A 20,243-nucleotide genomic window follows, 5' to 3' on the forward strand; every position below is an offset into this window, starting at 1 on the left:
GCTCCCCCCATCAGTAAAGTATCCAAGGGGAGACGTACCCGACCGAGTGGAACCACTATGACTACCGGGGGCGACAGCGTACGTCGGCGGATCGAAAAGCCGTATCAGCGCCGCGATCAGCCGTCGATCGCCGTCCGCGCCGGAAGGTGGTGGTGATCGATGGTCGAAGCCGTTAACATCGATATTCTAAGCCTCCTGCTCGTCCTGACGGTCGCCTGGATCTTCGGCGGGGTCGCCGAGCGCTTCGGTTACCCGACGATGATGGGGGAGCTGTTCGCCGGCATCGCGTTCGGCCCACCGTTGCTGGGACTGTTACACCCTTCGGAGCTGCTGACCGTCCTCGCCGAGCTCGGCGTGTTCCTCCTGATGGTGTTCGTCGGGATGGAGGTCGACCTCCGGGAACTGTTCCGGCTCGGGCCGCAGTCACTGCTGATCGCCTTCGGCGCGTTCGTCATCCCGTTCGGGCTGGGCTACGGCGCGGGGATCGCGCTCGACGTTTCCGTCGGCGCGGCCCTGTTCCTCGGGCTCGCGATGGCCGCCACGTCGCTGGCCACGAAGTCCCGCATCCTTGCGGACCTCGAACTGCTGGACACGCGGATCGCGAACGTGTTGCTCGGGGGAGCGCTGGCCTCCGACGTGGGGGTGCTCGTCGCGTTCGCCGGCGTCGACAGCTACGTCACCGCCGGCGCGTTCGACGCGACCGAGATCGGACTGATCCTCGCTAAGGCGCTCGCCTTCTTCGTGATCACGCTCCTGCTTGGCTATCGCTTCCTGCCCGTCGCGTGGCACCACATCGAGCGCCAGCGCGAGCGGTACGGCTTCGTCGACCGGACGACCGCCTTCACCTTCGCCCTGCTCGTTTCGATGCTGTTCGCCTACCTGGCGACACTCGCGGAACTGCACATGATCATCGGCGGCTTCATGGCCGGCATGTTCCTCCGGCAGGCCGACGTCGAGCCGGACCTGTACGAGCACATGCACACCGTCATCTACGACCTCGCGATGGGGCTGTTCGCGCCCGTCTTCTTCGTGACGGTCGGATTCGACATCACGTTCGGCGTGTTCTTCGATTCGCTGGGCGTCCTGATCGCCCTCGTCGCCATCGCCTTCCTCGGAAAGATCGTCGGCTCCTGGCTCTTCTCCCTGCCGACGTCGCTGACATCGAGAGAGGGGCTCGTCGTCGGGTTCGGGATGAACGGACGGGGAACCGTCGAGATCATCATCGCCACCGTCGCCCTCGAGGCCGGCGTCATCGACACGCAGATGTTCTCGATCCTGGTCTTCATCGCGATCTTCACCACCGCACTCGTCCCCGTCACGGTCACTTGGGGCGTGCGCCTGCTCGAGCGGGCCGACGAACTCGTCTACGTCGACGCGGTCTCGAGCGACTGATTGACTACCGATTCCCGAGCGCCCGATCGGTTCGAGACTCGCTCTCGAGTCACACTCCGTTTTCCCGTGGCCGGCGTCGAATCGTCGCTCGAGGGCGTCGGGTTATCTCGTTTGGGCCAAGTGTTATTCGGGTCGGTACCGTATATCACATATGACGCCGCTTTCAGTCTACCCCGCGCAAACGGTCGCCGAGGATCCGCTGCTGGTCGTCGGCGCGCTCGTTTTCGTCGTCGTAGTCGCCACCGTCTGGTCGATGGTTGAGATCGTCGACGCCTACGACAGGGGCGCGCTCACCGTCCTCGGCGAGTATCGCAAACTGCTCGAACCGGGGCTGAACATCGTCCCGCCGTTCGTCTCGCGGGTCTACACCTTCGACATGCGGACCCAGACGATCGACGTGCCCAGTCAGGAGGCGATCACGCGGGACAACTCGCCCGTCACGGCCGACGCCGTCGTCTACATTCGCGTGATGGACGCCAAGCGCGCGTTCCTCGAGGTCGACGACTACGAGCGCGCGGTTTCGAACCTGGCCCAGACGACGCTGCGCGCCGTGATCGGCGATATGGAACTCGACGACACGCTCTCCCGCCGCGAGATGATCAACGAGCGGATCCGCCAGGAACTGGACGAACCCACCGACGAGTGGGGGATCCGCGTCGAATCGGTCGAGGTCCGCGAGGTCACGCCCTCGAAGGGCGTCAAGGGCGCGATGGAGGAACAGACCTCCGCCGAGCGCCGCCGGCGCGCCATGATCCTCGAGGCCCAGGGTGAACGCCGCAGCGCCGTCGAACAGGCGGAGGGTGACAAGCAGTCGAACATCATCCGCGCCCAGGGTGAAAAGCAGAGCCAGATCCTCGAGGCGCAAGGTGACGCGATATCGACCGTGCTGCGGGCGAAATCCGCCGAATCGATGGGCGAACGCGCTGTCATCGAGAAGGGAATGGAGACGCTCGCCGACATCGGCCAGGGCGAGTCGACGACCTTCGTCATGCCCCAGGAACTTACCTCGCTGGTCGGCCGCTACGGGTCCCACCTCACCGGGAGTGACGTCGAGAGGGACGGTCAACAGCTCGAGAGCCTCGAGTTCGACGAGGAAACCCGCGAACTGATCGGGCTAGACGATATCTCCGAAATGCTCGGCGAGATCGAGGACGTCGAGATGGACGTCGAGGCGATGGAACAGGAGGCCCAGGCGATCCAGGAGGGCGAGGACATGCCCTCGGAGACCGGCGAGACGATCGACATCGCCGAGACCCGCCAGGAGACGGACGGCGACGGCGACGGCGACTCCGACGACGACTGATCCCCTCGGAATCTCGCGACCGAGCGCGGCCCTTTTGATGCCGGCCTGTGAGTGATCCGGTATGAACGTACACGTCGTCGGTGACGATCCGGTCCGCGAGGCGGTCGTCACCGCACTCGGAGACGTCGACGTCACCGTCGAAGACGCGACAGCCGACGACCTCGAGGACGCCCGCTTCGCGGTCGTCAGCGACGTGGCCGGCGCGGCCACGTTCCGCCGAGCGAACGCCGCCGCGCGCGCCGGCGACACGCCGTGGATCGCCGTCGAGGTCGGCGGCGTCGGCGGCCAGCCACTCGCCGCCGTCGACGCGGCCGTCTCGGGCTTCGCGCCCGCGACGGGCTGTTTCGACTGTCTCCGCCAGCGCGTCGCCGCGAACATAGCGGAGGGCGAGCGAAGCGACCGGCCCCAGGCCGACCGCAGCACGGCTCGTCTCGCCGGCGCGCTCGCGGGCCGGGAGTGCGTCCGCGTCCTGTCGGGCGACGACCGGTCGGTGATCGGCCACGTCCTCGAACTGCCCCACGCGAGGCGGCGGGTCCTCCCCGTTCCCGGCTGTGAGTGTCAGACCGACACGCGGGACCGGTCCCTCGAGCGCGACGATGACGACGCGCTCGCCCTCGACGCGGCCGTCGAGCACGCCGAGGCGGCGATCGACGACCGCGTCGGCATCGTCAGGACCATCGGCGAGATCGAATCGTTCCCCGCGCCCTACTACCTGGCGACGACGACCGACACGCAGGGGTTCAGCGACGCGAGCGCGCCGACGCAGGCGGCCGGCGTCGCCGATGACTGGAACGCGGCGCTGATGAAAGCCGTCGGCGAGGGCCTCGAGCGCTACTGCGCCGGCGTCTACCGGGACGACGAGTTCGTCCGTGCCAGCGAGGACGACCTCGAGAACGCAGTCTCGCCGACGGCGCTCGTGCGCCCGGACGGTGCACCCGCCTACGACGCGAGCGACGAGCACCGGTGGGTGCCGGGCGAGGACCTCGCGACCGGCGACGACGTCCACCTGCCGGCTGACGCGGTCCAGTTCCCGCAACCCGCAGACGGTCGGGGGCTCGTCCCCGGCATCACGACGGGGCTCGGACTCGGCTCGTCGACTGTCGACGCCCTGCTCTCGGGCCTGACGGAGGTCATCGAGCGGGACGCGACGATGCTCGCGTGGTACTCGACGTTTGACCCGCTCGGGCTGACCGTCGACGACGACGGCTTCACCGTCCTCGCCCGGCGCGCGCGCGGCGAGGGGCTATCGGTGACGCCGCTGCTGGTCACCCAGGACGTCGATGTCCCGGTCGTCGCCGTCGCCGTCCACCGCGATCCGGACGCCCTCGAGGGCGCCGTCGATCCGACGGCCGACGAGTGGCCGGCCTTCGCCGTCGGCTCCGCGGCCGACCTCGACGCGACGGCCGCCGCGCGCTCGGCGCTCGAGGAGGCGCTGCAGAACTGGATGGAACTGCGGAATCTCGGCCCCGAGGAGGTCGGCGACGCCTCGGGCGCCATTGGGGAGTACGCGGCGTTCCCCGAGGTCGTTCGCGGGTTCGTCGACGTTGAGCGGACGGTTTCGGCCGAAAGCGTTGGTCCGGAGACCGCGCCCGAGGGTCGGGCGGCGCTGACGGAACTCGTCGAGCGGACGACCGACGCCGACCTGACGCCGTATGCGGCGCGGCTGACGACGCGAGACGTCGCGGAGACCGGCTTCGAGGCGGTCAGGGTCGTCGTACCTGGCGCCCAGCCGCTGTTCACCGGCGAGCCGTTCTTCGGCGAGCGGGCGTGGACGGTGCCGGCGGAGCTTGGCTTCGAACCGCGCCTCGAGCGCGTGTTCCATCCCTATCCGTGAGCGGCCAGTAGGAGCGGTGAGTGGTTGGGAAGAGAGTAGACGTCGGGATCCGGTATTTGGAGCGAGTACTCGGGGAAGCGTCTCTTCGTCTCGAGAATCGACGGTTTCGTGGACGGCGAGAAATTCCGCGCCGGCGCCGGCGCGAGGAGAATGCCGACTTACTCGTCGTCGTCCGTGTCGGTTTCGTTCGCGGCCGTCTCGTTGCCGGTCGCGTCGGGGTCAGTCTCGTTGCCGTTCCCTGCCGTCTCATTTCCGTCGCCGTCCTCGTCCTCGCCGTCGGCGATCTCGTTTTCGCCGTCGTCCCGGCGGACCTCGACGACGAGGTTGTCGTCGTAGAGTTGAATCTTCACGAGGTTGGCGTCGGGCGTCACCGATACCGTCCTCACGGTCACCATCGTTTCGTTCTCGATCTTGGCGACGCGAAAGCTTTGTTCCGTCTGGTCGAGGTGGGGCGCGCTGACGGTCTCCTCCGGGGTGACGGAGTAACTCTGCTCGTAGCTCTGCCGGCCCGACTCGCGTTCACGCGACTTGAGGAGGATGTTCTGCGTCTCCTCGGCTTCGCTCTGGATCTCGACGGGGATGACGCCCTGGAACCCGAAGTGCTCCTGGACGCCCTCGATACAGCCCGCGAGCCCTGCGAGGGCCGACGTCGCGGCGAATCCGAGTACCGTACGGCGGTTCACACTCGGTGCTCGGGAGCGGACGACCGTATGCGTTTCTCTTCGCGTACCGCCGGCGCGCTCCGTGACTATGTGGTGAGGTATCGCGGGACATTTTATGCTGTTGTGGCTGAATGTGTCGCTATGGACAAGACCGCGATCGACGACGTGGATATCGAACGCAATCCGATGGAGGTTCACTCCGTCAGACGGCCGATTTCGCAGGCGCTCGGCTTCACGGACTTCGCGATGAACTACTTCGAACTCGAGCCCGGTGAGTCCTTCTCCGGCGGGCTCCACACCCACCACGACCAGGAGGAGGTCTTCTACGTACAGGCGGGGACGGTGACATTCGACACACGCTCGCCGGGCGACGAGGCGGACGGGCGGGAGGTCACCGTCGAGGCGGGCGAGGTGATCCGCTTCGCGCCGGGAGAGTTCCAGCACGGCTACAACGACTCGGACGAGTCGGTCGTCGGCTTCGCCTTCGGCGCACCGAAAGCGAGACACGACTGGGGCCAGATCGAGTCGCTGCTCTACTGCCGGGAGTGCGAAGCTGAGGTCGGACACGGCCTCGAGCTCACCGACGAGGGAGCCTTTCGCATGACCTGTACCGAGTGCGGAAACTCGTTCGTCGCCGACTGATTGCTGGTCACCTGCCTCGACGATCTTTGCCATGTCGGACTGATTCTCGCGACTCGAGACGCTGGACTGGTTCTCGAGGTCGGCCTTGAGCCCGCTGTTGACATGTTAACGAGCACTTTCTCGGAAGTCTGTGTTGGGTTATTAAGTATCACGGCAGTTGGTGACATACGACGGTACGTCGGTCGACGACGATCCGCTGTGGTGACAGCTACGGGCTGGGGTTCCTCCCCGGTAGGGTTGACCGCAACTACGGTGACACGGATCAATGGCACGAAATACCACGATGGCTGCGATCGGTGTGCTCTCGCTGGGTGCACTGGCAACGGCGAGTCTCGGGTTGTACAGGGTGTTCTCAATCGTCGCGGCGGCGCTCATCCTCGCGGTGATCGCCTCGGCGACGATCGAGCGAGGGACCGGCGATCCCGATCTGGCGCCGTACACGTCCCTGATCGGAGCGCTAACGGCGTTTTTCCTGATCGGACTGGCCGGCATCTGGCTGACGTGGGCGCCGGGGATCTCCGAGTACAGCTACGTCCTCGGCGTCCCGACCGCCACGCTGATCTACTTCGGGTTCATCTGGCTGCTCCCGCTGACCGCGGCGATCTACTACTCGCTGATCTTCGACCGCATCGCCGGCGAGGAGATCGTCGACGACATCGTCGAGTCGGCCCGCGAACGCCAGCGCCGCGAGTCGTTCCCGCTGGCGCCGGAGCAGCCGTCTCGGACCACCGAAGTGGCCGACGGCGGCGAAGTAACGGACGGAGGTGAGGTCGATGAGTAGTCCGCTCGCGCCGCTGCCCCTCCAGGGGGGGATTCCCGTCGCCGACGACCCCATCATCCTCGGGTTCGGCGCGGCGTACCTGTTCATCGTCGTCCTGATCGGCGTCTGGGGCTGGATGCGGACCGAGTCGACGAGCGATTTCCTGATCACCGGCAAGAGCGTCGGCACGTGGGTGCTCGCGATGACCGCGTTCTCGGTGATCCAGTCGGGCTTCGGCTTCGTCGGCGGCCCCGAACTGGTCTACGCGTACGGCACGACCGCGCTGTGGATCTTCTTCACCGCGCCGCTCGGGTTCCTGCTGACGTGGATCGTCCTCGCAAAGCGGATGCGACTGCTGGCGGACGTCCGCAACGTGCTGACGCTGGCCGACGGGATGTACGTCCGCTACGAGAGCGACACCGTCCGGGGGCTGACCGGCCTCGCGGTGATCGTCGGCGTCGTCGCCTACCTCGCGACGAACCTCGCGGCGCTGCAGTTCGTCATGCGCGCCATCTTCGGCGTCCCCGTCATCTGGGGGCTGCTCGGCGGGGCTCTCATCCTGCTGCTCTATAGCATGCTCGGGGGGATGATCGCGGGCGTCTGGACGGACTTCCTGCAGGCGCTCACCATGATCACCGGCGCGGTCTTCGTTTTCGCGTACGCGCTGTCGTTCGGCGGTGGCATGGAGAACATCTCGCGGAACTTGGCGAGCGCGGATCCGAACCTGGTCTCGCCGTTCGGCGCGATGGGCGGCGCGACGACGGCCGTCCTCGTCGGTATCGCGTGGTGGATCCTGTTCTCCGTCGGCTCGGCCGGCCAGCCCCACCTCATCACGAAGTTCTACATGAGCCGCGACATGACGATCCTCAAGTGGGGCGCCCCCATCGCCGCCATCTCCTACGCGATCTCGAGCCTGATCGCCTTCTCCGCCGGGTTCTCGATGCGCGCAATGGTTGAGGCCGGCGAGATCGGGGAGACGTTCAGCGCCAGCGAGGTTGGACCGGTGTTCGTCCTGGAGCAGACGCCGAGCGTCGTCGCCGGGCTGATCCTCGCGGCGCTGCTGGCGGCGATCATGTCCACCAGCGACTCGTTCCTCAACATCGGCGCGGCCGCGGTCTCGCGGGACATCCCGCGAGCGCTCGGTCGCCCGATCGAGGACGACAGGACGGAACTGCGCGTCACGCAGGGCGCGCTGGCCGGACTGACGATCCTCTCGACCGGCGTCGTCTACTTCTCGGACACGCTCGTCGGTATCCTCGGAACGATCGGCTGGGGCTTCTTCGCCGCCGCGTTCGTCCCCATCGCCGTCTTCGGCCTGAACTGGAAGGGCGCGACGAAGGAGGGGGCGATCGTCGCGATTCTCGGCGGTCTCGCCGTTAACATCCTCTTCAGTGCGCTTCCGATGGTCCTAGAGATCGCCGGGCTCGATGGATGGGCGTCGCTCATCATGGCGTTCTACGTCTTCCCCGACGTGTTCCCCGTCGGAACGGTCGCGCTGCTGGTAGCGATCATCCTGTTCGTCGGCGTCTCGCTAGTGACCCAGACCAGACACACCGTCCCGAGCGACCTCCACGCGCTGATCGAACGATGATGGCCGATACCGATCCCGACGCCGAACTGGCGTCGGACGGCGGATCCGATCCGGCACCCAAGACCGACGGCCGGGGCGAGACCGAACTCGCGCGGCTCACGCAGTGGCTCCGCCAGCGGCCGAACTCGATCGAGCTGTGGGAGCTCGTAGTAACCGACGAGCGCCTCGTCTGGTGTTTCGTCGGCGAGTCCTACCGCTCGATGCTGTTGCGGGCCGATATGGGCCACCGCGACCGCGCGCTCGTCGACGACAGCCGGCTCGAGGAACTGCTCGGCCTCGACGAGGCGAACTTCGCGGTCCCCCTCGAGAACCTCGAGTCGATTCAGTTAACGGAGGGGACGCGGTTCCGCCGCGCTCGACTCGAGATCGAGTGGGACGACCAGGCCGGAACGCGCTACGGCGGCTCGATGACGCTGGTCAGCACCAGCGACGCCGACCTCCAACGCGAGCGCGTGGCCGCCCTCGCGGACGAGCCGCGACTCGAGGGCGTCGCGGTCGCGGTCGAGTCGCCGCGCTGGTCGCTCTTCTGACCGTCCGCCCGGTTTCAGCCGTGAGATGGATTCACGACCGCCGCGAGAGTCGCATTATTTTTCACCCTGAACCGAGAGCGGGCACACATGTCCACGGGAGCGACGACGACGGTCGAGATCGACACGACACTGTTCATCACCGTCTCCGGCCCGCCGGGCTGTGGCGCGACGACGCTGTGCGAGCAACTCGCCGACGCGATGGGCTGTCCGTACGTCTCGGGCGGCGAGGTCTTCCGCGAACTCGCCGAGGACCGAGACATGAACCTGAACCAGCTGACGGCGAAGGCAGACGAGTCCGACGATATCGACCGTGCGATTGACCAGCGCCTCCAGCAGATCGCCGAGAAGTGGGGGATGGCGAACAAACCCTTCATCCTCGAGTCCCGGCTGGCGGGCTGGCTGGCCGGCGAGCGCGCGGACCTGCGGATCTGGCTCGACGCGCCCGAGGACGTCCGCCTCGAGCGCATCGAGGAGCGTGTCGAGACCGAGGCCGAGATGCGGGTTCGCGAAGTCAGCGAGGCCGGCCGCTATCAGTCGTACTACGATATCGATATCGACGACCGCGAGTTCTACGACCTCAATATCAACACGGCCCGGTGGGGGAAGGAGGCCGTCTTCAACCTCGTCCGCACCGCGCTCGAGGAGTACGATCCCAACGTCGACGAGGGAGCGTTCTCGACGCCGGATCTGAACCCGTAGCGATTTTCAGTCGTTTTCGTCGAGCCGCGATCGAGTGGTCCGTGTAGCCGGCGGACCCAATACTGGCGACAGTTCTTTCTTGTCGTGTGTGGGTAGCTAGCACAATATGGCGTACACCGTCACGCTCGAGGGCGAGACGTACGACGCGGCGTCCGAATCGTTCGCATGGGAGGTGCCGGACGACTTCAACGCGGCCGCGGATCTGGTCGGAAAACACGACGGCGAGCGGGTCGCGCTGTACCAGGTCGACGACGACGGCGGGCACGAGGAATACACGTTCGACGATCTCGACGAGCGGTCGAACGCCGTCGCGAACGCACTCAAGGCCCGCGGTCTCGAGCGCGAGGATCGAGTTGCGGTCGTCGTCCCGCAAAAGCCCGCGAACGTCCTGACGCACCTCGCGTGCTGGAAGCTCGGCGCGGTCTCGCTGCCGCTGTCGGTGCTGTTCGGCGACGACGCGCTCCGCTATCGGCTGACCGACAGCGAGGCCCGCGTCGCCGTCGTCGACGCGAGCCAGTGGCCGACGATGCGTGAGGTCGCGCCCGACTGTCCCGCCCTCGAGTACGTGTTCGTCGTCGACGACGGAGAATCAGTCGACGGAGACGCGGACGAGGCGGCGCTCGAGGACGTAACCGTCGAACGGTTCGACGAGGCCGTCGACTGGGGGGAGACAGCGTTCGACCGCGCCGACACCGACGTCGACACCCCCGCGATCGTCATGTACACGAGCGGCAGCACCGGCGAGCCGAAGGGCGTGCTCCACACCCACGGCGTCTGGCTCGGCCACTGTCCCGCGTTTCAGATGTACTTCGAGCGCGACGTCCGCGACGGCGTCTACTGGACGCCTGCCGACTGGGCCTGGATCGGCGCGCTCGGCGACCTCGTCTTCCCCGCCTGGCACTACGGACGGCCCGTCGTCGGCTACCCGATGGGGTCGTTCGATCCCGAGCGGGCCTACGAGCTCATGGAGGCGTTCGACGTGACGAACGCGTTCGTCCCGCCGACCGCGATCCGGATGCTCATGGGCGTCGACGAGCCGACCGAGCGGTACGACCTCTCGCTCGAAGCGATCTGCTCGGGCGGCGAACCGCTGACTCGCGAGATCCTCGAGTGGGCCGACGAGGAACTCGTCGGTGTGGTCGTCAACGAACTCTACGGCCAGACGGAGGCGAACCTGCTCGTGACGAACTGTCGGGAGTGGTTCCCCGCGAAGGCGGGTAGCATGGGAAAGCCGGTGCCGGGCCACGACGTCGCCGTCCTCGAGCCGGAGACGGGCGAGCGAGTCGAACAGGGCGACATCGGCGAGATTGCGGTCCGTCGCGGCGACGACCCCGTGATTTTCGAGGAGTACTGGAACGAGCCGGAGAAGACCGAGCGGGTGACGCTCGAGGACGGCCCGGAGGGCGACGCCTGGCACCTGACTGGCGATCTGGCGGAGCGCGACGAAGACGGATATCTGTGGTTCACCTCGCGGGACGACGATCTGATCATCACGAGCGGCTACCGGGTCGCGCCGCGGGAAGTCGAGGAAACGATCCTCACACACGAGACGGTCGAACAGGTCGGCGTCGTCGGCGCCCCCGACGAGACTCGCGGAGAGATCATCAAGGCGGTCGTCCAGCCTGTTTCAGGGGAGACGGGTTCGGACGAACTGCGGGGCGAGATTCGGGCCCTCGTCCGCGAGAAGTTAGCTGAGTACGAGTATCCGCGCGAGATCGAGTTCGTCGACGAACTGCCGACCACGACGACCGGCAAGATCCGGCGGACGGAACTGGCCTGAGTCGGCGAGCGAGCGGTGTCGGATGCGCTCGAGGCGGCGGTCTCGACCGGCACTTCGTCGGGGACTGGCGACGTTACTCGCTGTCGGGCGAGTAGTTCGGCGCCTCGTCGGTGATGACGACGTCGTGGGCGTGGCTCTCGGCCTGACCGGCCGAGGAGACGCGGACGAACTCGCTACGCTGCTTGAACTCGGGAATCGTTTCCGCGCCGACGTAACCCATGCCCGACTGCATGCCGCCCGCGAGCTGGTGGAGTTCGGACTTGAGCGTGCCCTTGTACGGCGTCGCGGCCTCGACGCCCTCGGGAACGTACTCGTCGTCCTCGTCGGGTTCGTCCTTGAGGTAACGGTCGCTGTCGCCGGACTTCATGGCGCCGACCGAACCCATGCCGCGGTACTGCTTGTACTTCTTGCCGTTCATCGTGACCACGCGGCCGGGCGCCTCGTCGGTGCCGGCGAAGTAGGAGCCGAGCATGACCGCGTCCGCGCCGGCGGCGACGGCCTTGATCGCGTCGCCCGAGTAGCGGATTCCGCCGTCGGCGATCACGGGGACGTCGTTCTGAGCCGCGACGTCCGCGACCTGCGCGACGGCCGTGATCTGGGGCATCCCCGATCCCGAGACGATGCGGGTCGTACAGATCGAGCCCGGCCCGATGCCGACCTTGATGCCGTCAGCGAAGTCGACGAGGTCCTCGGCGGCCTCGCGGGTGCCGACGTTGCCGACCACGACGTCCGCGTCGACGGCCTCCTTGATCTCGCGGGCGCCGTCGATGACGTTCAGGTTGTGGGCGTGGGCGGTATCGATGAAGAGGATGTCGGCACCGGCCTCGTCGGCGGCCTCGGCTCGATCCCGCTCGAACGGACTGACGGCGACGCCACAGCGGAGGCGACCGTCCTCGTCGCGGACGGCCTCCTGGTACTCGCGGCGCTGGAGGATGCCCTGCATCGTGACGAGTCCCACGAGGAGGTTCTCGTCGTCGACGACCGGCACGCGCTCGATCTTGTGCTCGTACATCAGGTCGAACGCGTCGCGGGCGTCGATGTCCTCGTGGGCCGTGATGACCTCGTCGGTCATCGCTTCGGTGACCGGGTCGTCCTCGTTGACCTCGAGGTGGGGTCGAATGTCCGTACTCGAGATGATCCCCAGCACTTCGCCGTTGGTGTTGACGACCGGCGCGCCGCCGACGCCGCGGCGGGCCATCCGCTCGTCGACCTCGCGGACCGTCATCTCGGGGTCTGCGGTGACGACCTCCTCGCGGGGAATGATGAGTTCGTCTGCGCTCTTGACGCGCTCGATCTCCTCGGCCATCTCGTCGATGTTCATGTTCCGGTGGAGCACGCCGAGTCCGCCCTGCCGGGCCATCGCGATGGCCATATCGCTCTCAGTGACGGTGTCCATCGCGGCCGAGAGGATCGGAACCGACACCTCGACGTTCTTCGAGACGTTCGAGGTGAGGTCGGCGTCGTCGGGTTCGACGCGGCTCTCCTTCGGTCGAAGGAGCACGTCGTCGAACGTCAGCGCTTCTGGTACGTCCAGCTTTTCAGAATAGGGCTCGTGCTCAGGAATGTCGTTCGCCATGTAAATCGTCCGGCCCCGTCGCGGAAAAACGTTGCGAGTTAGCGTCGGGTGACAAGGAGTACCGGGGCTCTCGAGGGCGGACGCGGCCGACGCGGTCGATTACGAGCCGGTGCGGTTCCGGCCCGGCCGTCGTTCGGGAGCCGACCGCACTCGAGGCGACGGTAGTCGTCCGAACGCCGGTCGAGGGTCGTTTCCGCGGTCCGCAACAATGTACATTTTTTCGCGAATCTGGTCCCTAGTGTCTGGAATACGTCGGGTTGTGAGACCACGTCCCACACAACGTTTATTGAGAGTCCAGTCGTCCGTTCGGGTATGATCGCTGTGAGTTTCAGTGCCCCCCGAACCGCTGGTCGGACGAGCGTCGAAAGCGACGCCGCCAAATTCCAGTTCGGGAACTTTACACTGAAACTCACAGCGCGAGGCCGCGGTCCGAATCCCACGAACTGGGGGCTCGCCCGCCAGTCCGTTCGGGATCGTCCTCCCTATTACCCACCGGCCTCGGGTCACGGCCACCAGCCCTGACCGATGAGTACGTCACGACACCCGGTCGCACTCCGCCTCGAGAGCATCGTCGGCGGCGACGCGCGCCTGTTGGCGCTCGTGATGATGCTGCCCCTGATCGACGGTGTCTTCCCGGCGCTGATCCTCGCAGGCGCCCTGAACGACCCGCTTGGGGCCGTTCAGGTCGGCCTGCTGATCTTCGGCGGCAGCGCCACCGTCGCGGTGATCCTCGCGGAGATGTCCGGTACGCCCCGCGAACAGGCAGCGATCGTCCTGCTGGTCGGCATCCCGCTGATACTGCTGTCGGCCGTGCAGGCGGCGCTGGCGCCGTCGTTCGAGAGCCTGATCGACATCGCCATCTTCGAGCGCTTCGCCGCGCTGGTCATCGCCGCTATCGCGGCCAAGACCGCCAGCGCGACGATCGGCGAGTACCTGCCCAACCCGATCGTCATCATCGGACTGGGCCTGGTCGCCAGCGTCGACCCCAGCGGGGCCACGTTCACCGTGATGAACGACCCCGCGCTCGTCGCGAACGCGACCCTCGCGGCGGCCATCGGCGTCGCCTTCGCGCTGTTGATCGCGCTCGGCGCGCCGTACCTGCGCGACTACATGGATATCGACCGCTTCCGCTTCGGCAGCGCGGTCGCGCTCGGCCTGCTCCCGCTGTCCCTGCTCGGGATGGCCTTCGGACAGGCCCCGCTGGCCGCCCTGATCGTCGCCGCGGTCTTCGCAATCGACCTACCGCTCGAGCGCGACTCGAGCGACGCGGCGGATGACGGCCCTGCGATGAGCGTCGATCCGGTCACCGACGGCGGCGACGCCGACGGGAGCGTGGAACTGGACGTCGAACCCGTTGAGGAGTCCGACGACGCCGACGCGGGAACGTATCCGGGCGACGATACGACCGACACCGAAGGGCGGGCCCCGTGGCTGTAGGACGGTTCGGAATCGAAACCACTTTAGGCAGGATAGCCCAACTGGAGAGCGAGGGGTCGTGGCCAAGCCCGGCATGGCGACTGACTCCAGAGGCAACGCGCCCGGGACGAAACTCCAGACTGATATACTGATCGGACACCTGATCAGTGTCCGTGTGATGACCCTCTGGAGTTCCGAGGCGCACCGGAGATATCAGTCGATCGGGGGTTCAAATCCCTCCGACCCCATTCCTCTGCCGCGAGCAAAACCGCGAGCGGCAGGTATGTCTCGGTGGGATTTGAATCAGGGAGCAGCGTGCTGCGACCGTGGTTCAAATCCCTCCGACCCCATTCCTCATCGCGAACAATATCGTGAGCGATGAGTGTTGGAAACGGAGGATTTGAGCCCAGAGGACGAGCGAAGCGAGTCCTCGTGGTTCAAATCCCTCTAACCCCATCTGAAATAAAACTGAGGAGCGACTTCTCTCGAGTTCTCGGTACACTTCGAATACAGGGTGGTCCGCGTGACGATTGCCCCGTGGCCGTCGACCGACAATTTGCCGACGTGCGAGCACTGCGGCATCCACGTTACGGACCGGTTCGGCCGCGTTTACGACGATAATAGCGACCGCATCGACCGCTGTCCCGACTGCGATACCTACCGGCGTCTGACCTGCGGGTCCGCTGCTGGGATCGATGTCTCGATCTCGGTCCCGGAGACGCCGGTCGGTCGGCACGGAGGGAAGACCGATGTCTGAGGCGTTCGTCCTGGCGAGTCGGTCGTCGACATCGAGGGTCAGGGGCCCATCGTTCATCCGGCCTACCAAGCGACCGACGCCGACGTCCGCCGTGTGATCGAGAGTCGAGGTGAATCTGTATGACGGTCGCGACTGACGGCGGTGCAACGGTCAATGGTCTCGCTGACCAACTGGAGAAACATCCCGCGACGATCTCACCCGTGAGCAGCGCCGGGAGATCGCCGAGATGTTCTCGACTCGAGCTGTTACTTTCGACGGAGAACCATCCGTTTCAGTTCTCCCAAAAGGAGAAATCAAACCGTAGGCTGCTGGCATAACGCACCATGCAGAACCATTATAGATGCCACTACACAACTAGTGAATGGGCTGGAGAGGTAGGTGGTGCTGGTGGTTCCCTCCAGCCCGATATCCAGTTCTACAACGTCAACCTTGAATGCCACGGTATTCGTTATCAAATAATAAGTCGAACTAAAAGGGGTGTTAGAAAATCGAATTGATAGCGATTTTTGCCTGCTCGGTTCCGCGATGGTCTTCCCCGCCGTGCCAGCGGAGCAGCGGGAGACCGATCGAGCCATCTTGTCCTTGACGCTCGTGCAGCCGCTTCTGCGGTGAGGCCGATAGACGACGAAACAGTACCAGCCGTCCGCTCGTCGCAGTTTCTCGTGGTACTCGCGGTAAACCTTGAAATTTCCCGGCTGGCCGTCTGAGTGCTTGAGCATCGTGCTCTTGCTCTCGACAGGCGTTCTGTTCCCGAATCTAGCATCGTGGCAGTTCGCCTGCCTTCGTCGCCGGTGTTTGAAACCTCGAGGCGGACAGGGAGAACGATAGACAAACTCGCTGATACCAGACGGTATGCAAACAGTCACTCCGCCTGACTGCAGAGAATCGAAGAATCCGTTTCGAGACGATAGGTCGCAAACTGACCGCCGGCCGGTCAGCGATTAGTCGCCGGCGCAGTACGACCGAGAGCCGCTCGAGTCCGTGGCCGGCGCGTTCTCATCCGCCGGGCGAGCGGTGATCGTCGTCCCGCACTCGGGACAGCTGTAGTGTTCGCGGCCGTCGCGTTGCTCGAGGTTCCAGTCGCCGTCGACTGCGCTCTCGTGGCCGCATTCGAAGCAAAACAGCAGGGTTTTGCTATCGGGCGGTCGGCTGGTGTCCGTCACGGTGGAGTTCATCACCGATGCTAGCTGCCCAACGATAAAAACGGTGTTGGCCCCGAGAAGGATTGCCGGCCGATTTCGACCACGTCAGCGGCTAACAGTCATGATTCTCCCTGACACTCGGTATGTGTTCTCGTCCGTCGACGCCGGGTCACACCCCCGTCGCGAGACCGTATCAATCGCCGTCACGGCTCCCGAAACGAGTCACGTTTCCGACGGCTCGCGGACGATCGCGAACCAGAACTCCTCGATCTCGTCGACGAACGAGACGAAGTCCGCCGGTTCGACCGGCTTTCGAACGTAGAAGTCCGCCTCGAGGCCGTGGGACTGGACGATCGCTTCGCCCATCTCCGAACTCGTGAGCACGGCGACGGGAATGTCAGAGAAGATCGGTTCGCCCTCCAGTTCGGCGAGGACGTCCATGCCGCTGGTACCGGGGAGTTGTGGCTCCAGCAAGATGATGTCGGGCGGAGACGCGTCGGCGTACTCGCCGCGCTGGTGGAGAAAATCGAGGGCGGCGTCGCCGTTGGAGACGGCGTGGACGGTGTTCATGAGCTTCGCGTCCCTGAAGTTCTCCGTGAACAGCCGGGTGTCACCCGGATTCGGCTCGACGAGTAAGATGTCGATTACGTCCTCGATGCTGTCGTTGCCGCTGGTCATAGAGCATAGTTCGCGCCGGACGATAAAACAACGAGGGTGCTGTCTGCGGACAGTCGTCTCGGCCACCCGTCCGTCGCGCGAACGAGTCCGCGGTGACGACCCCCCGAACGATCGTTCCTGGCACCGAAATCCGTGCAGTCACACGTTCCGACGATTTCTGACCGGCGTCTGTATCCGGCTCGGGGCAGTCTGTAGGGGAGCGAATCCGGGAGCGGACCGCTACGATCAGTACAGCGGCCTTGAGACCGGACTCGAGGCGCTGGACGCCAGTCTGCCGGCTCCAGTGCCGTCGAATCGACCGACCGCCACGAAACACCGCGCTCGTCACCGAGTGGCATAATGCGTGGGTATCATTTAGACCAGTGGCGCGCGTACGAACGCGCATGAGCACCAGCCGAACGACCGACACTCGTTCGCCGCTGCCGGACCGACTGGTCGGACTGGCCGCCGCGATCGGCACCTGGATCCTCTGGTCGGGAGTCATACTGACCGGAACCGGACTGATCATTGCCAACAACGTCGTCTTCGGGGCGGCGATCGCCTTCTTCGCCGCCTACACCGCGGGGTGGCCCGACGGCGGTCGGCTCCCGAGTATCGCCGCGCCGGCGATCGTCGTCCTCCTCGCGCTCTGGGTGGTAGCCGCCCCCTTCGTGCTCGAGGTGAGCGCCGATCGGCTCCTCTGGAGTAACGTTATCGCCGGCGTCCTCGTCGCGCTGCTGGCCGCCGGCAGCATCGTCGGCGGTCGCCGATCGACGGGGTCGGCCAGCCCCAGCACCTGACGAACCGGTGACCGCGACGGTCGTCGACCGCGTCTCTCGACGGCGGCGCCGGACCACGAATGAGAGATAGTATCGACTACAAGCGGTGCTTGGCGAACGAGATCCCGAAGAAAACGTGGCACAAGCCGGCCTGCATTCCCTGTCGACCAAGCTCGACGCCTTGGTCAGATAACTATTATCGGCTACTAATATTATAGTTTTTCGATGCCTTCAGAAAGTGCAATCGACGGCGGGAACTTCGATAGTCACACCCGGTTGATCGATATTCACCCATTCAATTTTCCCTGACTGTCACGAAATATTGGTGGCGGGAAAGGCTACCGGAAACCCAACGAGTCTATGTCCCGTTGTGGTTAGTGACGGTAATGACGACGGTCGTCGAACTCGACATCCCGGCCGACCGTCTCGCGGCCGCTCAGTCGTTCGAACGAGTACCGAAACTCGAGTACCAGATCGGCGGGATGATCGGTGACGCGCCGCCGCTGGTCTGGCTCTCCGGCCCGGATCGGGAGACCGTCCGAGCGGCGCTCGAGACCGATCCCTCGGTCGACGTGATCGCGAGCGTGACCGACGAGACGACGACCGATCGGTCGAGTACCGGCGCGGCCGCCGACCGCGAGCGGTGGCTGTTCCGCCTTGCCTTCGGCGATCGGTTCAAACTCTTCGAACGGATCGTCGCGGAGAACGGCGGGGCGATCCTCGAGGCCAGCGGGAACGACGGCTCGTGGTCGGTGACGTTGCTCTTCCACGATCGGGACTCGCTATCGGCGTGTTACTCGCTGTTCGAGCAGTACGACTTCGGGGTCAACGTGACCCGTCTGACGGGGATCGACGATCTGGCGAGCGCCGGGACGCCGCTCACCGAGACCCAGTACGAGACGATCCAGGCGGCCCACGAACTCGGCTACTTCGAGGTTCCGCGCCGGATCACGCTCAAGGAACTCGCAGCGGAACTCGACGTCTCACACCAGGCGCTGTCGGAACGGCTCCGCCGGTGTCACGCCGCGCTCGTCAACGCGGAGTTGACCGGCGGACTGAGGCCAACCGCGATCGATCCGTAGTCGCCGAGTTCGCTCTGCCAGACCAATTCGAGACGCGAGTCGAACGGACGATTACCGTTCTCCCCCCCACCATCCGAACCATACCTGGATGGCAGGGAAATCGGCCTATTTTGAACCCATACGTCCACTAAAATCCGAGATAGAGACGAATATATTTCGAGGGATAGCTTTATTACTGGACGGAATGAAATGTGGCATGTCGGCACGATGCCGACTCCGCAACGAGCTACCGAGTGCGATACGCGCGCCGGTGGATCACTCGTGCTCAATCACAGCGGTCACTCGTGGCTGTGTGACCGTCTTTCACCCTTTTTCCCGATTCCGCGTGCGGACGCACGAGAACTCGAGCCGCGAGACGGTCATTGGCCGGAACGACCAAGTTATTAACCGACCCCGCCGACACGTCTCCTATCGACGATGGCGGACACTGCGTCCCGAAGCGGGTGCACCGACGCGGGACACACCTCGCACGGAGCCGAACCGAACGACGAACAGTCGGAACTCGAGCCGGACGATATCTTCCACATCCTCCAGACCAGCCGTCGGCGCCACGTGCTCCGGTATCTCCGACGCGCGGGCGAGCCGATGACGCTTCGCGACCTCGCCGAGCGGATCGCCGCCGACGAACACGAGACGACCGTCGAGAACCTGACCTCCGATCAGCGCCAGCGGGTCTACATCTCCCTCTACCAGTCGCACCTGCCGAAACTCGACACGCGCGGGATCGTCGACTACAACAAGGATCGGGGGATCGTCGAGCCGACGCCGATGGCCGCCCAGTTCGATCCGTACCTCTCGGGACTCGAGTCGGAATCGACCGATCCGTGGCCGCATCGATACGCGGGAACGGTGGGCGGGTGTGCGCTGCTCGTGGTCGCGACGGCCGGCGGCCTGCTGCCGATTCCGTGGCTCGCGGTCTCGTCGGTCGTCCTCCTGGTGGTCGCCGCCGTAACGGCGATCCACTGGTATTCGGAACTGATCGCGTCCTAGACGACTGCGGCAGCTTCTCGCTACCGGATATCGCGACGGCGAAAGAGGAAGGAAGCGACCGACAACGCGGCGGCGCCCGACGAAGTCGACGACCGTCAGTCGGCGCGGGAGCCGAGCGCCGTCGTGTTCGGATCAGCGGCGATCTCGGTCTCGAGGACGCGGTGGGCGTAGAAGACGACCGAGAAATCCTGCGGGCTGGGAACCGAGCAGGCGAGCCAGCCGATCGCGACGGCCATCGCGATCGGCGAGTCGGCCGGGATGGCGCCCCCGAACCCGGCTGCGAAGACGGGAACGGCGAGGAGGACGGGCGCCAGCGCCGCGGCGCGAAGGTGGACTGCCGGTTCGCGACCGGTCGGCTGGGGCTCGACGACGGCCCACGGACAACACGTTAGCAGGCCGATGATGCCGTCGGTTCGGCCAGGGAGGTAGGAGACCGTGTGATCGATCCCGGCGAGCCGCAAGACGAGGGCGTGGGTCCACTCGTGGACCGCCAGTCCGACGACTACCGCGAGGGCGAGGGCGAGGGCGGCGACGACCACATCCGTACCGATCATGGGGGAGCGACGTGAGATGCACACCTGTTCGCTCGACCCGGTTCGGGTCGATAGTCATCTCACGCAACCGGTGAGACGAACCACCCGAGGAAGTCGA

At 65.6% G+C, this 20,243-nt stretch carries 19 protein-coding genes, 1 tRNA gene and 2 pseudogenes; 16 read left to right on the forward strand and 6 right to left on the reverse strand.

Going from position 1 to position 20,243, the window contains the following annotated elements; all coding sequences use genetic code 11:
* Window positions 1-159 precede the first annotated feature (159 nt).
* From EH209_RS00395 to EH209_RS00405, 3 genes are all read left to right on the forward strand, one after another.
* On the forward strand, window positions 160-1,392 hold the full coding sequence (locus tag EH209_RS00395; protein ID WP_126661034.1) for a cation:proton antiporter: 1,233 nt from the start codon (window positions 160-162) through the stop codon (window positions 1,390-1,392).
* Between the two features lie 151 nt (window positions 1,393-1,543).
* A complete protein-coding gene (locus EH209_RS00400; protein WP_126661035.1) occupies window positions 1,544-2,695 on the forward strand; it encodes an SPFH domain-containing protein in 1,152 nt (383 codons plus the stop codon).
* 61 nt (window positions 2,696-2,756) lie between these two features.
* Window positions 2,757-4,529 (forward strand): YcaO-like family protein, encoded by a 1,773-nt coding sequence (locus EH209_RS00405; RefSeq protein ID WP_126661036.1) that lies wholly within the window; start codon window positions 2,757-2,759, stop codon window positions 4,527-4,529.
* 158 nt (window positions 4,530-4,687) lie between these two features.
* Here the strand turns inward: EH209_RS00405 and EH209_RS00410 are convergent, their stop codons facing one another.
* Entirely contained in the window at window positions 4,688-5,212 is a 525-nt protein-coding gene (locus tag EH209_RS00410; protein ID WP_126661037.1) for a hypothetical protein, read from the reverse strand.
* Window positions 5,213-5,332: 120 nt separating this feature from the next.
* Between EH209_RS00410 and EH209_RS00415 the strand changes: the two genes are divergently transcribed.
* The 6 genes from EH209_RS00415 (at window position 5,333) to EH209_RS00440 (ending at window position 11,193) form a co-directional block, all read left to right on the forward strand.
* Window positions 5,333-5,833: a cupin domain-containing protein gene (locus EH209_RS00415; RefSeq protein WP_126661038.1), complete on the forward strand. Its 501-nt coding sequence runs from the start codon at window positions 5,333-5,335 to the stop codon at window positions 5,831-5,833.
* Between the two features lie 265 nt (window positions 5,834-6,098).
* Window positions 6,099-6,614: a hypothetical protein gene (locus EH209_RS00420; RefSeq protein WP_126661039.1), complete on the forward strand. Its 516-nt coding sequence runs from the start codon at window positions 6,099-6,101 to the stop codon at window positions 6,612-6,614.
* On the forward strand, window positions 6,607-8,184 hold the full coding sequence (locus EH209_RS00425) for a sodium/proline symporter (RefSeq protein ID WP_126661040.1): 1,578 nt from the start codon (window positions 6,607-6,609) through the stop codon (window positions 8,182-8,184). The genes EH209_RS00420 and EH209_RS00425 overlap by 8 nt, the downstream gene beginning before the upstream one ends.
* On the forward strand, window positions 8,181-8,714 hold the full coding sequence (locus EH209_RS00430; protein WP_249038718.1) for a hypothetical protein: 534 nt from the start codon (window positions 8,181-8,183) through the stop codon (window positions 8,712-8,714). Before EH209_RS00425 ends, EH209_RS00430 begins: the two co-directional genes overlap by 4 nt.
* A gap of 87 nt (window positions 8,715-8,801) precedes the next feature.
* Complete coding sequence (gene cmk, locus EH209_RS00435) at window positions 8,802-9,413, forward strand: (d)CMP kinase (RefSeq protein WP_126661041.1); 612 nt, start codon at window positions 8,802-8,804, stop codon at window positions 9,411-9,413.
* Window positions 9,414-9,519: 106 nt separating this feature from the next.
* Complete coding sequence (locus tag EH209_RS00440; protein ID WP_126661042.1) at window positions 9,520-11,193, forward strand: AMP-binding protein; 1,674 nt, start codon at window positions 9,520-9,522, stop codon at window positions 11,191-11,193.
* 73 nt (window positions 11,194-11,266) lie between these two features.
* Here EH209_RS00440 and guaB read toward each other — a convergent pair whose 3' ends face one another.
* Window positions 11,267-12,769, reverse strand: a complete 1,503-nt coding sequence (gene guaB / locus EH209_RS00445) for an IMP dehydrogenase (RefSeq protein WP_126661043.1) — start codon at window positions 12,767-12,769, stop codon at window positions 11,267-11,269.
* Between the two features lie 525 nt (window positions 12,770-13,294).
* On the opposite strand from guaB, the gene EH209_RS00450 reads away from it, so the two are divergent.
* From EH209_RS00450 to EH209_RS25235, 4 genes and pseudogenes are all read left to right on the forward strand, one after another.
* Window positions 13,295-14,206 (forward strand): DUF5794 domain-containing protein, encoded by a 912-nt coding sequence (locus EH209_RS00450; RefSeq protein WP_126661044.1) that lies wholly within the window; start codon window positions 13,295-13,297, stop codon window positions 14,204-14,206.
* A gap of 52 nt (window positions 14,207-14,258) precedes the next feature.
* Window positions 14,259-14,433, forward strand: a tRNA-Trp gene (locus EH209_RS23800).
* A gap of 266 nt (window positions 14,434-14,699) precedes the next feature.
* Window positions 14,700-14,942 (forward strand): DUF7563 family protein, encoded by a 243-nt coding sequence (locus EH209_RS24485; protein ID WP_126661046.1) that lies wholly within the window; start codon window positions 14,700-14,702, stop codon window positions 14,940-14,942.
* 184 nt (window positions 14,943-15,126) lie between these two features.
* Window positions 15,127-15,246: pseudogene (locus tag EH209_RS25235) on the forward strand (DUF7692 domain-containing protein); the annotation flags it as partial.
* Between the two features lie 176 nt (window positions 15,247-15,422).
* Here the strand turns inward: EH209_RS25235 and EH209_RS24490 are convergent.
* From EH209_RS24490 to EH209_RS00475, 3 genes and pseudogenes are all read right to left on the reverse strand, one after another.
* Window positions 15,423-15,718, reverse strand: a pseudogene (locus EH209_RS24490) (hypothetical protein); the annotation flags it as partial.
* Between the two features lie 165 nt (window positions 15,719-15,883).
* A complete protein-coding gene (locus EH209_RS00470; protein ID WP_126661047.1) occupies window positions 15,884-16,117 on the reverse strand; it encodes a hypothetical protein in 234 nt (77 codons plus the stop codon).
* A gap of 189 nt (window positions 16,118-16,306) precedes the next feature.
* The gene (locus EH209_RS00475) at window positions 16,307-16,762 is read right to left on the reverse strand and encodes a response regulator (RefSeq protein WP_126661048.1); all 456 of its coding nucleotides are present in this window, start codon (window positions 16,760-16,762) and stop codon (window positions 16,307-16,309) included.
* 383 nt (window positions 16,763-17,145) lie between these two features.
* Here EH209_RS00475 and EH209_RS00480 point away from each other — a divergent pair, with 383 nt between their 5' ends.
* From EH209_RS00480 to EH209_RS00490, 3 genes are all read left to right on the forward strand, one after another.
* Window positions 17,146-17,541: an SPW repeat domain-containing protein gene (locus EH209_RS00480; protein WP_126661049.1), complete on the forward strand. Its 396-nt coding sequence runs from the start codon at window positions 17,146-17,148 to the stop codon at window positions 17,539-17,541.
* A gap of 365 nt (window positions 17,542-17,906) precedes the next feature.
* Window positions 17,907-18,602, forward strand: a complete 696-nt coding sequence (locus tag EH209_RS00485; protein ID WP_126661050.1) for a helix-turn-helix domain-containing protein — start codon at window positions 17,907-17,909, stop codon at window positions 18,600-18,602.
* Window positions 18,603-19,019: 417 nt separating this feature from the next.
* A complete protein-coding gene (locus EH209_RS00490) occupies window positions 19,020-19,592 on the forward strand; it encodes a DUF7344 domain-containing protein (protein ID WP_126661051.1) in 573 nt (190 codons plus the stop codon).
* A gap of 95 nt (window positions 19,593-19,687) precedes the next feature.
* Here EH209_RS00490 and EH209_RS00495 read toward each other — a convergent pair whose 3' ends face one another.
* Window positions 19,688-20,146: a hypothetical protein gene (locus EH209_RS00495; RefSeq protein WP_126661052.1), complete on the reverse strand. Its 459-nt coding sequence runs from the start codon at window positions 20,144-20,146 to the stop codon at window positions 19,688-19,690.
* Window positions 20,147-20,243 lie beyond the last annotated feature (97 nt).

The organism is Haloterrigena salifodinae, assembly GCF_003977755.1.
GTDB classification, from domain to species: Archaea; Halobacteriota; Halobacteria; order Halobacteriales; family Natrialbaceae; genus Haloterrigena; species Haloterrigena salifodinae.

Bases quoted from the DNA above. Each gene is read 5' to 3' on its own strand.
- EH209_RS00475 (WP_126661048.1), bottom strand. From the start codon at position 16,762: ATGACCAGCGGCAACGACAGCATCGAGGACGTAATCGACATCTTACTC.
- EH209_RS00440 (WP_126661042.1), top strand. From the start codon at position 9,520: ATGGCGTACACCGTCACGCTCGAGGGCGAGACGTACGACGCGGCGTCC.
- EH209_RS00430 (WP_249038718.1), top strand. From the start codon at position 8,181: ATGATGGCCGATACCGATCCCGACGCCGAACTGGCGTCGGACGGCGGA.
- EH209_RS00425 (WP_126661040.1), top strand. From the start codon at position 6,607: ATGAGTAGTCCGCTCGCGCCGCTGCCCCTCCAGGGGGGGATTCCCGTC.
- EH209_RS00395 (WP_126661034.1), top strand. From the start codon at position 160: ATGGTCGAAGCCGTTAACATCGATATTCTAAGCCTCCTGCTCGTCCTG.
- guaB (WP_126661043.1), bottom strand. From the start codon at position 12,769: ATGGCGAACGACATTCCTGAGCACGAGCCCTATTCTGAAAAGCTGGAC.
- EH209_RS00480 (WP_126661049.1), top strand. From the start codon at position 17,146: ATGAGCACCAGCCGAACGACCGACACTCGTTCGCCGCTGCCGGACCGA.
- EH209_RS00485 (WP_126661050.1), top strand. From the start codon at position 17,907: ATGACGACGGTCGTCGAACTCGACATCCCGGCCGACCGTCTCGCGGCC.
- cmk (WP_126661041.1), top strand. From the start codon at position 8,802: ATGTCCACGGGAGCGACGACGACGGTCGAGATCGACACGACACTGTTC.
- EH209_RS00490 (WP_126661051.1), top strand. From the start codon at position 19,020: ATGGCGGACACTGCGTCCCGAAGCGGGTGCACCGACGCGGGACACACC.
- EH209_RS00470 (WP_126661047.1), bottom strand. From the start codon at position 16,117: ATGAACTCCACCGTGACGGACACCAGCCGACCGCCCGATAGCAAAACC.
- EH209_RS00400 (WP_126661035.1), top strand. From the start codon at position 1,544: ATGACGCCGCTTTCAGTCTACCCCGCGCAAACGGTCGCCGAGGATCCG.
- EH209_RS00415 (WP_126661038.1), top strand. From the start codon at position 5,333: ATGGACAAGACCGCGATCGACGACGTGGATATCGAACGCAATCCGATG.
- EH209_RS00495 (WP_126661052.1), bottom strand. From the start codon at position 20,146: ATGATCGGTACGGATGTGGTCGTCGCCGCCCTCGCCCTCGCCCTCGCG.
- EH209_RS00405 (WP_126661036.1), top strand. From the start codon at position 2,757: ATGAACGTACACGTCGTCGGTGACGATCCGGTCCGCGAGGCGGTCGTC.
- EH209_RS00450 (WP_126661044.1), top strand. From the start codon at position 13,295: ATGAGTACGTCACGACACCCGGTCGCACTCCGCCTCGAGAGCATCGTC.
- EH209_RS00420 (WP_126661039.1), top strand. From the start codon at position 6,099: ATGGCACGAAATACCACGATGGCTGCGATCGGTGTGCTCTCGCTGGGT.